Annotated in this window: 15 protein-coding genes; all 15 read left to right on the forward strand. The window is 41.0% G+C overall.

The genetic code is table 11. From position 1 onward, the window contains the following. The first annotated feature begins 7 nt into the window (after nucleotides 1-7). The 15 genes from CALHY_RS01615 (at nucleotide 8) to CALHY_RS01680 (ending at nucleotide 13,700) form a co-directional block, all read left to right on the forward strand. Nucleotides 8-946, forward strand: a complete 939-nt coding sequence (locus tag CALHY_RS01615; protein ID WP_013402270.1) for a JAB domain-containing protein — start codon at nucleotides 8-10, stop codon at nucleotides 944-946. Further along, nucleotides 943-3,183 carry a hypothetical protein gene (locus CALHY_RS01620; RefSeq protein WP_013402271.1) on the forward strand — a complete coding sequence of 747 codons (2,241 nt, stop codon included), beginning with the start codon at nucleotides 943-945 and terminating at the stop codon, nucleotides 3,181-3,183. Before CALHY_RS01615 ends, CALHY_RS01620 begins: the two co-directional genes overlap by 4 nt. Nucleotides 3,184-3,314: 131 nt before the next feature. Next, entirely contained in the window at nucleotides 3,315-3,863 is a 549-nt protein-coding gene (locus CALHY_RS01625) for a hypothetical protein (RefSeq protein WP_013402272.1), read from the forward strand. After that, a complete protein-coding gene (locus CALHY_RS01630; protein ID WP_013402273.1) occupies nucleotides 3,860-4,426 on the forward strand; it encodes a hypothetical protein in 567 nt (188 codons plus the stop codon). Before CALHY_RS01625 ends, CALHY_RS01630 begins: the two co-directional genes overlap by 4 nt. 222 nt (nucleotides 4,427-4,648) lie before the next feature. Further along, nucleotides 4,649-5,602, forward strand: a complete 954-nt coding sequence (locus CALHY_RS01635; protein WP_013402274.1) for a ParM/StbA family protein — start codon at nucleotides 4,649-4,651, stop codon at nucleotides 5,600-5,602. Between the two features lie 177 nt (nucleotides 5,603-5,779). Then, a complete protein-coding gene (locus CALHY_RS01640) occupies nucleotides 5,780-6,019 on the forward strand; it encodes a hypothetical protein (RefSeq protein ID WP_013402275.1) in 240 nt (79 codons plus the stop codon). Nucleotides 6,020-6,087: 68 nt separating this feature from the next. Continuing rightward, nucleotides 6,088-6,705: a hypothetical protein gene (locus CALHY_RS01645; RefSeq protein ID WP_013402276.1), complete on the forward strand. Its 618-nt coding sequence runs from the start codon at nucleotides 6,088-6,090 to the stop codon at nucleotides 6,703-6,705. A 413-nt stretch (nucleotides 6,706-7,118) separates the two neighbouring features. Beyond that, entirely contained in the window at nucleotides 7,119-8,108 is a 990-nt protein-coding gene (locus CALHY_RS01650; protein WP_013402277.1) for a hypothetical protein, read from the forward strand. A gap of 15 nt (nucleotides 8,109-8,123) precedes the next feature. Further along, a complete protein-coding gene (locus tag CALHY_RS01655) occupies nucleotides 8,124-10,001 on the forward strand; it encodes a VirD4-like conjugal transfer protein, CD1115 family (protein ID WP_013402278.1) in 1,878 nt (625 codons plus the stop codon). Then, complete coding sequence (locus CALHY_RS01660) at nucleotides 9,988-10,188, forward strand: hypothetical protein (protein WP_013402279.1); 201 nt, start codon at nucleotides 9,988-9,990, stop codon at nucleotides 10,186-10,188. Before CALHY_RS01655 ends, CALHY_RS01660 begins: the two co-directional genes overlap by 14 nt. A 45-nt stretch (nucleotides 10,189-10,233) precedes the next feature. After that, nucleotides 10,234-11,034, forward strand: coding sequence for a radical SAM protein (locus tag CALHY_RS01665; RefSeq protein ID WP_148222327.1), 801 nt, complete (start codon nucleotides 10,234-10,236; stop codon nucleotides 11,032-11,034). 33 nt (nucleotides 11,035-11,067) lie between these two features. After that, nucleotides 11,068-11,835 (forward strand): S1 RNA-binding domain-containing protein, encoded by a 768-nt coding sequence (locus CALHY_RS01670; RefSeq protein WP_013402281.1) that lies wholly within the window; start codon nucleotides 11,068-11,070, stop codon nucleotides 11,833-11,835. Between the two features lie 16 nt (nucleotides 11,836-11,851). Beyond that, the gene (locus CALHY_RS13690) at nucleotides 11,852-12,004 is read left to right on the forward strand and encodes a hypothetical protein (RefSeq protein WP_013402282.1); all 153 of its coding nucleotides are present in this window, start codon (nucleotides 11,852-11,854) and stop codon (nucleotides 12,002-12,004) included. 122 nt (nucleotides 12,005-12,126) lie between these two features. Next, entirely contained in the window at nucleotides 12,127-12,447 is a 321-nt protein-coding gene (locus CALHY_RS01675; protein ID WP_013402283.1) for a hypothetical protein, read from the forward strand. 101 nt (nucleotides 12,448-12,548) lie between these two features. Then, nucleotides 12,549-13,700: a Druantia anti-phage system protein DruA gene (locus CALHY_RS01680; protein ID WP_013402284.1), complete on the forward strand. Its 1,152-nt coding sequence runs from the start codon at nucleotides 12,549-12,551 to the stop codon at nucleotides 13,698-13,700. Nucleotides 13,701-13,776: the final 76 nt, after the last annotated feature.

Consider the following 13,776-nt stretch of genomic DNA (forward strand, 5'->3'; position numbering starts at 1 on the left):
ATGTAAAGTGGAACAATTTATTTCTACCATCTTCTACTGGGTCAAAAAAGTGCTGTATTTTCTCTTTGGTTCTGAAGGAATAAAGTCTTTGATTGCTATATTCTATTTCTTCACTGACAGGCAAAAATATGAACAAATAATCAACCAGATACCGGCTGTTGCACTTTCAGACGACATAGGCACTGCTCTTGTTCTTGAGGTTATTTTGATTGCAATAGAAGCAGCAATATACATCTGGCTTGTAAAGAAAATTAGATACGCTTTTATGTGGTTGAGGCGGAACGCAAGAAGAATGCCTGTGTTCAACCTCAAACCCGGTGTTGTTCTCTGTCTTGTGCCCAGAAGAAAAATAACCATTACATCCCAGAAAGATGCAATAAGGGTCTTAAAAACCTTGAAAAACTACAACAGAAGTCTGAAGAAGTTTATACTCTGTCACGAGATTTCGATGACATTGCTGCTGGACGAGAACAATGAACTTTTACTTGCCTGCATTGACAATCATGGCGACTGCTGGGAAGTAAATTCCATGGCACACGAAGTGGTTTATAGCTACAACACATCATTCAACGGCAAATGCAAAAAAGTTATAGTTGCTCACACACACCCCGCAAGGGTGGACAAGAATATGGTATACATCGAAAGCACAACTTTTCCTTCTAAAAACGACTATAATTCTTATGAGTTTATCAAACGTGCCATCCATCCTGTAAAAGTGCTCGATGACCTTGTGCTTCCAGCACTCGACCATGAACGTGTTTTCTCCATTGCAACAAATAAACTGCTCCCCAAAAAAAGATTTAGAAGATTGCCAAACATGTATTTCAGGGAAGTGTTTAATACGTTCAAAGAAGATAAAGCCCTGCATCCTACAATGATTGGAATTCGATTACTGTACAGAGAAAAAAAATATACTCCTAAAAAAGAGGAGGTTTTTGCGCGATGACGAAATTTAAAAAGTTAAAATTCTCAGTCCTGGCAGTGTTGTCAGGACTCTTTCTTTTTTATCCGGTAGTTTCTTTTGCTGGTCCAGTAGACATAGGGAAAACGTTTATTACCAGCCTGTCAAACAAGATAGTTTATGTGGGTATTGGTTTTGTAGTAATCGCTTTTATGCTGGCATTTTTAAAGCTAATGTTTACTCAAAATGAACAGGAACATGCACAGACAGCTCAATGGCTAAAATACATTGTTATTGCCTGCATTATCCTGGGAATTTTCACATCCATCATAGGGGTAATTTTAGGATTTGAACAAAAATTCACAGATGCAATGAAAGTTCTACCTTCCACTCAGCAGGGAAGTCAACCGGTAAATCAGGCGGATACCGATAAAACTATGACATGGATTGGTCTAGCATTAACATGGATAATCAACTACTTTATACAACTTATTGAGTGGATTGGAAGACTTGCAGGTTTTAAACCACTTAATCAACTATTGTTCAACAATACTGTGTTCTCGGACAAAGAATTTAAATTTTTGCTCACATTCTACTCGTTTGCTGCAGCGTGTAGCATAGCTTTCGTCGTACTTATGGTTGGGAAAACGGCTATTCAACTTACTGTATCAGGACTTAGTGTAAGAAAAAGAGTAAATCTAATGGAAGAAATTACAACATGGTTTCAGGTGGTATTGCTTATCGCTGCTGCACCATTGTTGTTTTCTTTCATGTTCTGGTTCTTTGAAAAACTTACTAACTGGCTGTATGCTTACGTCAAAACAGAAACAACATACTTTGGTAACGTTGAAGGAATTACAGCAAGTGTAGCAAAATTTTTCGGTTTTGGTCTGGACGAAAATAAAATTGCTCAGAACGGCTTTATAGACACACTGGCACTGGATCTTGGTACGTCTAATCCGCTCAATACTGCGATCGTAAAACTTATATATGCTCTGCTATATTTCAAAGTTAATCTAATATTCCTGACCCGAAGAATCATACTCGGTGTGTTTTTCCTGTTCACACCATTTGCTGCTGCTATGTGGGGAATCAAAAAAGATGCAAACGTCATGAATGTGTGGTTCGGTGAGATTATCACAAACGCTTCAATGGCATTCTTTTACGCATTTACATTACTTGCAGTTTTGCACCTTTTTACAGCAGTAGGTCTTGATGGCTGGCTGTTCGGAGCAATAGCTATGTACTCCGTACCTAAAATAGCTGATACACTCAGAAATCTGTTGCAAAACTACTTTGAAAGACTTAGCGGTATAGATGAAATGTCACTGGCAAATCCATTCTTCAGTGGAACTCTTGCAATGATGAAAGGTGCTCAGAACAGTTTTGTTCATGCATTTGGCTCTCAATCTAAAGCAAGTGAGTGGTCTACTTCGATAGGTTCAACCAGCGGTGGTGAGATAAATGCTGGCGGCCTGGCAGGCGGATTCAGCCCGGCAGGCGGTGGCAGCGGCAGCGGTGGTTCAGGTGCAACATTTGCTGGCTTTACTGGCAGCAGAACATTCGAAGGTGGACCAATACCGATGGGTGGTTTTTCTGGTGTGCCTGCCACTGGTGGACCTAAAATTGAATTTGCATCAACTTCAGGTTCTACTACCAGTGGTTCATCAGCAAGTCCTCTGGACAGTCTCACAGGATATAGAAATATCTACACAGATACTGACGCAACAAGAAAGGCTTTCCTGAGAAACTTAAATGCAATGACAGGTGGAAGCAAACTGTACAGGGCAGGACAATTCCTGCAAGGTGTGGGTGAGACACTGGGCAGAGACAATCCAACTTTCCAAGCCTTCTCATACTTTGCAGGTGGTATCATGAAATCAGCAGGTAGCATAAACAGGATAGGACAGGCTATAGACCTGACAACCCTTGAGCGAATGTCGCACATGCAGGAGTACAAACAACACTTTGCTAACCTTGCTCCAGTAGTCAACAAACTTACTGCTGAAGGCAAATATGGTGTTGTCATGGACGCTATAAGAAAGGGTGACGTAAGCATTCTTGCAATGAATGGTGTCACAATGACAGATGAGATTTCAAACTCTGTTTTGAAACTCTCTGAAGCATTCAAAGGCGAAAGAGAAATTACAAAGAAACAACTTGGCATTAATGAAGTAATTGCTGCAAAAAAACTCGGACATGGTTACGAAAACTTTGAAAGGTACTTTGCACGAAAACATCCTTACAAAGACGCAGCAGAAGCGTTTATATTCAAAGTTTAAAACCTGCAGCCCTGCTACTTTGAAACAGTAGCAGGGTTTTTTGTTTTTGTGAAAGTACGTTCGTAATAGTTTTTGTAGTTTGGCTGTGATATTTTTCTAAGTAAACAAAATACAAAAGGAGAGATGAAAGAATGCAGAAAACCGACTTCAATTCGTTTGAAATAATGGTGGATATAGGTGAGTGCTACTCCAAAGTAGCCAAACTGCCTGACAACATAAGAGAACTATGCTCTGAACCGGAATGCATTGAAGACGCTAAGTACATGGTCGTATATGAAGACACAGAAGAAAAAATTTACCTCTGTCAAAAACACTTTGAATTTATCAGAACAAATACCTTTTGCTATGCCATTGAAAATGTGCTTGATAACCCTAAAGTGCAAGAAATCCCGGTGGTTTTCGGAGAAGATAAAAAAGTAAAAGTGTCATACCTTGGTACAGTTGATATTGTCCACGAAACTGAAGACTACTTAAGGTCCCTGGGACTGTTAGATAGTAGCGAATCTCTGGATGTGGAAGTATTTCTCTCAATGCTGAGAGCACACGACAGAATTGCCTACGCTAATATTGTAAACGACAAAATATTTGCCTACCTTTTGGACGAGTCCAATGATGAGTATATCATCACCGAAAAAGAATGGAAAGAAATCCTGCAAAGATTGGGGGAGTATGCGTTATGACCGATATATTCGATAGAGCAAGAGTTGCCTTGCTTTATCCCAAAAACGACTCAAAAAGAGAGAGAATCGAATATGAAGTGTCTGACAATATGCGTTGTTCAGTCTGCGGGGAGAAAGCATACTACAGACTTTCAAAAACACCAGCGTGGTTCTGCACACGGCATTACAATCAGCTTTTAAACCGCTCATTGTGGGATTTTATTGATAGGTACCTTGTTGCAATGGATCCGCTTGCTGTTCTGTACCTTGAGTACAACGACAAAAACATTAATCTCGAAGTGTGGTTTACCGATAGGCTGATGAAAGATATTCAATACTACTTCAGGGATGTCGGGTTTAAAAACTTAAGACTTGACAAAGAAACGTTCCTGTCAGTTGTGAGAAGTTGTAACGGAGTTGCATATGCTGACTGGATTGACAACAAACTCATAACCTTCATGGTACCTGTCCATGATTGCCTGATTACAAAACAGGAATGGGAAGAGATAAAACAAAGAGTGATTAAAAAAGGATTTTTAAAGAAAGTTCAGATAAACAACAAAAGCCCTGATTATGATTTCTAATCAGGGCTTGTTATACTCACGGGGGAGGAGAACACCCCCAGATGTTTGCAAACTTCTTTGAGCGCAAACTTTATTTTGGCTAACTGCATAATTTCAGTATACCAGAATAAAATGCGAACAAAAAACCGAACACAGAAAAATTTTTGCCTGTGAGAAAAGTTTCATTCTCACAGGCTTTTTTATTTTATCGGCAGCAAAAATTTAAAAGGGGGTAAGATAACTATGAAATGTGCCGTTGATGTTGGGTTTGGTTTTACAAAGGCAGTAAATGAAAAAGGAAAAGAAGTGATTTTCCCATCCGCAGTAGCAAAAACTTTTCTAACCGATATAGGACTTAAACCAACCAGTGAATACTTCATAACTTATATGAACCAGACTTACGCAGTAGGAAAAGCAGCTACTCATTGCATGATAACAGAAACAAGTTTCTCAGACGACAGATTTGTATCAGAGTTTTCCAAGTTACTCGTTCTAACAGCACTTATGGCTCTTGATAGCGACAGAGAAATCGAACTTGGTCTTGGTCTGCCACTTATGTTATACCCAAAACTTAAAGAGAAAGTCAGAGACTATTTTGAGTTCGCAGAAGAGATAATTGTTGACAGCAACAACGTGGCACACACATACCACATAACAAGGTGCGAAGTTTTCCCACAGGGTGTTGGTGCCTTGTTTTCTATCGACTCTAATATTGAAAAAGGAATTTATTGCGTTCTGGACATAGGTTTTAGAACTACTGATGTCATAGTTGTAGAAGTGAATGAAAACAACATCAATCCACTTCTCGAACTGTGCTTTACACTTGACAAAGGTATGTCAATGGCTATTGAAAAGCTCAGCATAATCCTCGAACGAAAATATGGAGTCAGTTACGATACAAATCTTCTGCTCGATATTCATGAGCGTTCGCAGATATCCGTACGTGGCAGAAAAATAAACATCGAAGAACAAAAGAAAGAAGTCTTCAACACTATAGCAAATGACATTGTCCAGTCTATTTCAAGAAAATTACAACGTGGCTTTGACACATTTGATGGTGTATTCGTGGCAGGTGGTGGCGCTTTCAATATCGCAGCTGTTCTGCAGAAAGAGTTTGAAAATGTCCAGGTCATCTACAATGCACAGTTCGCAAACGCAAAAGGATTTTTGAATCTGCTCAGTATACTTGATGAGTAATACCACTGTAAACTTTGATATAACTGAAATGGATGAATGTCAAATGCCTGCTTTGTATTACTACTATGAATTTTTTATTCGATTTTTTACTTCCAGTAATACAAAATAGCAATACAAGGTGTCTCTAACTAAGGTAACAAAAGCTCTAAAACAGTATTACGAAAAGGTGAGTCTGGAATGAAAAAGACTCTGTCAGTTAAAATCGATGAAAAACATCCTATCTGGCAGGAAGAAAACAAGACCAGAGTCATTCTCGACGCACTTGAGCTGTACTACGCAACCAAAGCAGTCGTATCAGGTAGTATTAAACTGAACACAATACCTGTTAATCTGCCTTCCAGTAGTGAAAATCAAAAAGAAAACAACCTTGCAAAGAATAAAAAGGTTGTAAAGTCATTCCTCAACGCCTTCTCATAGTATAAGGCAGGGCTTAAACCCTGCCTTATTTTTTTTGTAGAAAAACTGCAGAAAGGAGAGAAATCAAGATGAGTAATATTCCGAACGATTTCATACCACTTATTGAACACCTCACAAAATGGACAAAAGAACTTGAATTTTCTATCTACCAGATACGTGAAAGCCTGTTTGCACTTCAGTATAAAGTCAAATTCTATGCAAGCATCATCGAAGATATCCACAATTACAAAATTGACACTACCTTTTTATCGGACATAACCGAAGCAAAATACGAAGACGACATCTTAACAATCTTAATCTACGACGTCCCACCTGTCTACAAAGTCGCTACTCAGTCAGATACACTGAAATGGAAAGAAATGATATATAACGCCCTGTCTAAACTGCCAGAAAAACCATACTTCGAAAAAGCTCATATAGTCTTTGAATTTTATGTACCACACAGCGTTTCAATCAGAGCCGACACAGATAACCGAATGCTGAAAACATTGATAAATGCACTTGTTATAGCTGGTATCATTCCTGATGATACAATGTACCATATGTCCTTCAGCTGCTTCGGTTACCCCATAGACAATATGTATTGCAAAACACTAATAAAAGTAGCGCATCCTGATAACATCCATAAAGTCATAACAGCAAAACCTGATATAAAAATCACAAACAAAATACCAGTAAAAGAATAGCAGCAAAGATAATAGTAGACAATACATTACCAGTAAGATAATAGCAGTAATTCAAGAGATAGGATACAACAAGTTGTAAATTTGGAGAGTCAAAGACATTATCCAAACTTGTATCAAAGATAAACAATAACAGAAGTAAAGCATGTTGATAGCGAACATGGATAGCGAATTTGATACTTGAGACTCAGTTGTATCCTATCCTGAACGGTTAGGTTCGAAAAGGAAGAAAGGACTGGGCAGGGAAAACATTGTGTTTTCCCTGCGGAAGTAGTTTTTTAAATTCTGCTACAGAGTGAAAGGCAGGGATGCGGATGTAAAGGAAGGGCAACAGGCTGGTAATGCCATAAAGTGCCAGTAGCAATATAATTGCCAGTAGAGTGTCGACGGTATTGAAACACAGGGGGTGATTGTAAGTGGTAGAAATAACAGAAAGAGACAACAAATTGATAGAGAAGATAATAAAATTCAAGATGGTACCATACAGTGTGGCGAAAGAGATATACCAAAATGAATGGGCATATTATAGACGGGTGAAGAAATTGATTGACGGAGAGATATTGAAGAAAGTGGGTGGCAGGTATTTAACACTTGACAAGGGTGGTATAGAATATGTGAATTTGGAATACATGATATGGTTTGAACCATTGAGCAATCCGACGAGCAAAGAAGTTCTGTACAGATGGGAGAACGTATTGAGAGTAGGTAACAGACCTTACATTTATCCGCATTTTACAACCTGCTGGGATTTAAAGAGTGAATCGAGAAAACAGCGTGAACAGCAGGGGAAGAAGGAGATAAGCGACAAGAATAAGGTGCTTGGGGTGGCGAAAGGCTATGCGATATTCAAGGTATCACAGAAAGCGAGCATGAAAGTATTATCTGAGATGATAGACGACATAGACGAACTGGTCGAGCACGATATACACAGGTTTGTTATTTTATGCGAAGGTGAGAAACTAAAAGACTTTTTGCAGGTAGTGACAAAATACAGCACAAGATTAAGGGTGCAGGCATTGCACACACTGCCGTTGAGCGAATCGGGACTGCAGATAATGGACGTGATAATAGGGATACCGGAATGGAAGCACAGGATAGCAACAGCAGTTTACAGCAATGCATTTCCCAGTAGAAATAGACTGTTTGATTTTGAAGCAGGCGGAAAGCTAGTATATATTGGGATAGATGGTGAGATGATAGGGAAGAACGCAGTAGAGAACGTATTGAAATCGAGTCCATACAGAGCAGAGATACTGTGTTTAAAAGGTCAGGAGTGGCGGTTTGAAGGGATACAGGCGAATTTGAGAACAATCACACTGCAGGAGTTTTTGAACATAGTCAGGTATGAATCGACACCCAGTAGCCAACCCGGCAGCCAAACAAGATTTGGCGAGATGCAAGTATAGGGGGGGGTTGATAGGATGAAGAAAGCGTTTGGGATTGTAGCGATACTGGTGATTTACTATTTGATGATGGCGTATTTGATAGGGATGTTCAGCGGTGCAATATCACAGGACGCATGGGAACAGCTCATGGCAGGGAAGAGTCCAAAGATAGTGATACAGACCGACCCGGTAGCAGCGCTGGGCAATGTATTTCACAGTCCAGCAGTTTTAAAGGTCTGGCTTGGTGTTGCTACTGTCCTACTGGTGGTAGCAGGAGTATTCATATTTGCTTACAGAGACGAGTTGAAGATACATTTTGGCAAGGAAGTACCAGCAGATGAGCGTGGGACGTACGGAACAGCGGACTGGATGAAGATAAAGGAAGCGAAGAAGGTATTCAGGTTTGGCAGCGAGCAAAAAGGAATACTGCTGGGCAAGGTAAATGGACAGAGGGTAGTGCTGCCAGCAGACACGAAATACAACAAGCACATAGCAATCTTTGGAGCACCGGGAACAGGGAAGTCAAGGACGTTTGCAAGACCGAATATTATCCAGATAGCGAAGATGGGACAGAGCATGATAATCACCGACCCGAAAGGGGAATTGTTTGAAGACATGGCAGTGTGGCTTGAACAGCAGGGGTACGATGTGAAGGCATTGAACCTTGTCAACATCGAATGTTCGGACAGGTGGAATCCGCTGGACGCAGTAGCTGACGACATGGACGCAACAGTGTTTGCGGATGTTGTAATACGAAACACACAGGCAGGGATGAGAAAGGCAGGTGGCGACCCGTTCTGGGACAGGGCGGAGCTGAACCTGCTCAAGGCGCTGGTGCTGTACATTAAGGAGACGAGACCGGCGCAGGAACAGAATTTAGGGGAGTTGTACAGGCTTTTAGCGACGACGAACATGGCAGGGCTGCAGAGCATGTTTATGAGTATACCGAACGACCGTGCGTCAAAGATGGCATACAATATATTTGCACAGGCAAGTGAACAGGTAAGAACTGGTGTTATCATAGGACTTGGCACAAGACTGCAGGTATTCCAGAACAGGCTTGTCCAGAAAATGACAGAAGTGAGTGACATAGATTTAGAAGCACCAAAGAAAAGGAAGGTAGCGTACTTTTGTATCATAAGCGACACACATAGAGCGTTCAGTTTCTTGAGCTCACTGTTTTTCAGTTTCCTGTTTATCAAGCTTGTGAACCTGCACGATACAACAACAGATCCAGAGATAAGAGCAAGGGAAGTGTACTTCCTGCTAGACGAGTTTCCGAACATTGGTGAGATACCGGATTTTCAGGAGAAGATAGCGACGATTCGTTCCAGGAGACTGCACTGCAGTATTATCTTTCAGAGTTTAGGGCAGCTTGAGAAGATATACCCGCTGGACTGGGAAAACATAATAGGATGTTGTGACACGAAGTATTTTTTGGGGGCGAACGATTTGAAGACGGCGGAGTATGTATCGGAACTGCTTGGCACGAAATCAATACACACACGGTCGGTATCAAGGCAGGGCGGACTGGAAGGCCTGACAGAGATAGAACGAATAACACAGTCAGTTGGTAAAAGACAACTTTTGACACAGGATGAAGTGCTGAGATTTGAGAACGAGAAAGCGATAGTGATGGTAAGGGGACACAAACCGTTGATAGTAGAGAAAGTTGACATAAGCGAATTGAAGGAGAGTAAACAATTAACCATCCGGGCAATAAAAGACTATTTGAGACCGTGGGCAGCAGAAGTTACTGGAAACACAACTGCAGGGCAAGTTTGCGACGCAGGAGCACAATCACAGATAAACACTGACCAGTCACAAACTACATTTACAACACCACCAGAGAATAGTGCAGATAGTTCAGAAGGGAACAAACAACAGGAAACAGGAGAAGATGAATTGCTATAATGGAGTGCAGCCAGCCCAGCCAGGCAATACAGCAACACTACATCCTGCTGCGGGAACAGTCCAGACACAGGCAATAGCTGCCCAGCCACAAACTGCTTCAACGACACCACCAGTAGACAACGCTGACTGTGCTACTGGAGGGGCAACAACCGGTGCATCAGCAGCAGACGATGAAGAATTGCTATAGGTCCTGAAGTCAAAGAACTTCAGGACCTATTTTTTTCAGGGGGAGGTGAACTACTTGAAGATCCCGGTACTACCATACAAGGGCGAAGTATTTGAAGAAGTAAGGTATGCACATTTTTTAGAGAAGACAGGATATACCACTACACCACTGCCGATGAAGATACTGTCTTTCGGTGCCTGCAACTATTCATGTCCGTACTGCAAGAGAAATGGGTACAGAAAGGAAGGGAACTATATCAAAGACAGTATATGGGTCGAAACAGGTGAGATAGCAGAAAAAGTTAAGGAACATTTAATGCATGGCTATGTAATAAGACTTTCTGGCGGTGACCCGTGCTGTTTTGGTGGAGTTGCAAAGGCAATAGCAAAGTATGTGAAGAGGAAAGGGGGTATGGTCAGTATAGCACACAACGGGTCAGACCCGGAGTTTGTTCAGCAGTTGATAGACTACACAGATTTCTGGGCAATTGATTTAAAAAGCATAAGGCCAGACAGGTTCAGAAGAATTACCGGGACAGGGAACAAAAGCAATAAATACCTGAACAATACACTGATGAGTATAAGCCTGGTATCGTGGTACGATATTCCAGTCGAAGTGCGCACGATAATATTCGATGACACAGAAGAAAGCGAACTGATAGAAATAGCGAAGTTTTTGAAATCCTGCGCTAATCCGAACTTATACTGGACGCTACGACTATACAAGGGGCAAGCAGTTGGTAAATTCAAGTCACCTGAACTGACAAAAGTAACAGACATGGCAAGACGGATAAGAGAAGCGTATCCAGTGCTCAAAATAGGGATACGCAAAAACTGGAACGGAGAAAGTGGATTATTGACAATATAAGTAAACAAGTTTGCAGGAAGGGAGAGAAGTAAAATGCAAAGCACGCAAATAAAAACAGACAAAAGAATTTATGAACTTCAGCAGGCTTTAAAAACAGGAAGGATTCTACTGGGGGAAGTGATAACAAAAGAGCAGCAAAACGGCAAATGGTATGCGGTTGTGAAATGGAAAGGACTGAGACTGTACTGTAACGAGGCAGAACTTGGACTGCAGGAGCAGGTAAAGAACAAAGCAGATGCATTGCTCGGTGCTCTAATTGAGTTTGTGGTGGTAGCCCAGGAGAATGGCAGATTTTACATTTCAAGGGTAAAAGCGATGGAGAAGCGAAGAAAAATCTGGCAGGAGAAAATAAAGGAAGGTGATATTGTTGAAGGCAGGGTAACAGGGGTAACGCCGAGAAATGCATTCATAGAAGTGTTAGGCTATGAATTTGCTCTACCGGCAGAAGAAATGCTGTGGAATTACACAAATGATTTGAGAAGACATTTCAAGATAGCAGACAGAGTCAAGGCAAAGGTGATAAGCAAAGACCCACCGAAAATAAGCGTAAAGCAGGCATACCCGAACCCATGGGACACACCACCGTCGGTACAGGTAGGACAAGTACTTGTTGCCCCAGTAGACGCTATTGCTCCTTTTGGTTTTTTAGTCAGGCTGGATGATGGTAAACAGTGCCTGTGTCCGCCGTATTCAAATGCAAGGGAAATACCAACTATTGGGACGAGAGTGGTGGTGCAGATTCAGAGCATTGATCTTGAGAAGAGAAGGATTTTTGGTACGATACAGCGAATATTGAGATAAGGGGGGTGATATAACATTGCAGACGAAACTCATACCGGCAAGGGAACTACTGGACAGGTATGACAAGAGACCGGCATGGCAGAAGAAAGTAGATGATTTTGTAACGAAAGCACAGATTTTGCTTATCAAAATCAAAATAGCTTGCAAAAGAAGACATAGAGTGATATAATATATCCAGTAGTCGGGTAAAATGCAAGAAAAATGTATCTACAGAAATGTAAAAACAAAAGCTCTGGTTTTTAAAGCCAGAGCTTTTTGTTTTTGTAGACTTTAACAGGGAGTGATGTAAACATGGCACGAAAGATTTTGTTTGAGAGTATTGACGATTATTTGCATTTGGCAGAAAAAACATTGAAAGATGACAGATTTACAAACAGAGTTTTAAGAATGTTAAAAAAACTTCCGGCTGGCAGTAAAGGAGTACTTATCAAACCTTTTCCAGTAACTATAGAAAAGTTTCAAAAACCAAAATACAGATATGAAACCTGGCTGACGGGGCATGTTCAGTCGATGATAACAGGTGAGATACTAATGTTTTTAGCAGGTACAGACGGAACTGTTGCATGCAAAAACCAGAAAACATTTTTGGTAATCCATAGCAGGGAAAATTAAAGCTCTGGTCTCAAAAGCCAGAGCTTTTTGTTTTTTTTGGGGTGGAAAAACGAGAAAGCGTGGTATAACAATAATAGCAACCAGAGAAGGAGAAACTACAGATGAGCATGGCAGTATATCAACTTTGCTTTGCTGAGTATACAGAAGTTCTCAAGCAAGAGATTATCCAGGAGATTGAGAAGTTTCAAAAGTGTTTAAATGTAACAGATAAAGAGAGTATGAGAAAACTTCATAAACTCCCCAGATGCGAGGAAATCAAAAAGCACAGAGATTTTCTTTTCAGCGAAGGACAAAAGATAATAAACATGTTTTTCGCAGACGGTTGGGAAGTAGAACCTGAGAAAATAGACCCTGTGCTCATCCCAGTAGAGAACGATGCACAGAACAGCATATTCAAAACAGCTCGATTTACCTGGAGCTTGCCATACACAGAGGGGTACGGCAGAAGGCTAAAATTTCTGGTGTTTGATAATTTCAACGGCAAACTAATAGGCATACTTGGGTTACAGTCGCCAGTACTGGGGCTTAAAGCCAGAAACGAATACCTGGGACTTTCAAAAGGACCTGAAAAGTTGAAAGTACTGAATCGCACAATGGACATATACACACTGGGAGCCCTGCCGCCATATAATTTCCTGCTGGGTGGCAAACTCATGGTCCTTGCAGCAGTTTCAAACGAAATTAGAGAGGTTTATCGCAAAAAGTATGAAGGCAAAACAACAGAGATAGAAGGTAACAACATTGATGGAGACCTCGTCATGCTAACCACAACATCAGCATACGGCAGAAGTTCCATCTATAATAGAGTCAAATACAAAGACAATCTCATCTGCATACCTGTGGGGTACACAGAAGGACAGGGTACACTGTTCCTGACCGGCAGTCTGTGCGAGAAAGCAAGAGAATACCTGCAAAGTAAGGGTGTGAAAGTTAAAAGTGGCTACGGAAACGGACCAAACTACAAGTTTCGACTTGCAAAGGCACTGGCAAGACAGCTAAAATTAGAAGGGATTGAAGTTGAACTTGTAACCCACGGTGTGCAGAGAGAAGTATACGTGTTTCCACTGATTAAAAACCTGCAGGAGTACGTCAAAGCACCTGATACAACTGAACCCGAATACTTCGACTATCCGTTTTCTGACCTTGCAAGTTACTGGAAGGAGAGATATTGCTTGCCCAGAAGCAAAAGGGACACCGAATGGAAGGCATGGCGAAAAGAACAGGTGTGGCAGGACATAGCAAAGTCTTTGTGAGTTTTTTAAAAAGCTGGGGGAAATTTTTTAAAAGCGTGGTATAACTTTAAATAGAAATGTATAATTTACTTGGGAA

It is taken from the genome of Caldicellulosiruptor hydrothermalis 108 (assembly GCF_000166355.1).
Classification (GTDB): domain Bacteria; phylum Bacillota; class Thermoanaerobacteria; order Caldicellulosiruptorales; family Caldicellulosiruptoraceae; genus Caldicellulosiruptor; species Caldicellulosiruptor hydrothermalis.

Coding starts and splice junctions, on each gene's coding strand:
- CALHY_RS01620 (WP_013402271.1), top strand. CDS start 943: ATGACGAAATTTAAAAAGTTAAAATTCTCAGTCCTGGCAGTGTTGTCA.
- CALHY_RS01625 (WP_013402272.1), top strand. CDS start 3,315: ATGCAGAAAACCGACTTCAATTCGTTTGAAATAATGGTGGATATAGGT.
- CALHY_RS01630 (WP_013402273.1), top strand. CDS start 3,860: ATGACCGATATATTCGATAGAGCAAGAGTTGCCTTGCTTTATCCCAAA.
- CALHY_RS01635 (WP_013402274.1), top strand. CDS start 4,649: ATGAAATGTGCCGTTGATGTTGGGTTTGGTTTTACAAAGGCAGTAAAT.
- CALHY_RS01640 (WP_013402275.1), top strand. CDS start 5,780: ATGAAAAAGACTCTGTCAGTTAAAATCGATGAAAAACATCCTATCTGG.
- CALHY_RS01645 (WP_013402276.1), top strand. CDS start 6,088: ATGAGTAATATTCCGAACGATTTCATACCACTTATTGAACACCTCACA.
- CALHY_RS01655 (WP_013402278.1), top strand. CDS start 8,124: ATGAAGAAAGCGTTTGGGATTGTAGCGATACTGGTGATTTACTATTTG.
- CALHY_RS01660 (WP_013402279.1), top strand. CDS start 9,988: ATGAATTGCTATAATGGAGTGCAGCCAGCCCAGCCAGGCAATACAGCA.
- CALHY_RS01670 (WP_013402281.1), top strand. CDS start 11,068: ATGCAAAGCACGCAAATAAAAACAGACAAAAGAATTTATGAACTTCAG.
- CALHY_RS01675 (WP_013402283.1), top strand. CDS start 12,127: ATGGCACGAAAGATTTTGTTTGAGAGTATTGACGATTATTTGCATTTG.
- CALHY_RS01680 (WP_013402284.1), top strand. CDS start 12,549: ATGAGCATGGCAGTATATCAACTTTGCTTTGCTGAGTATACAGAAGTT.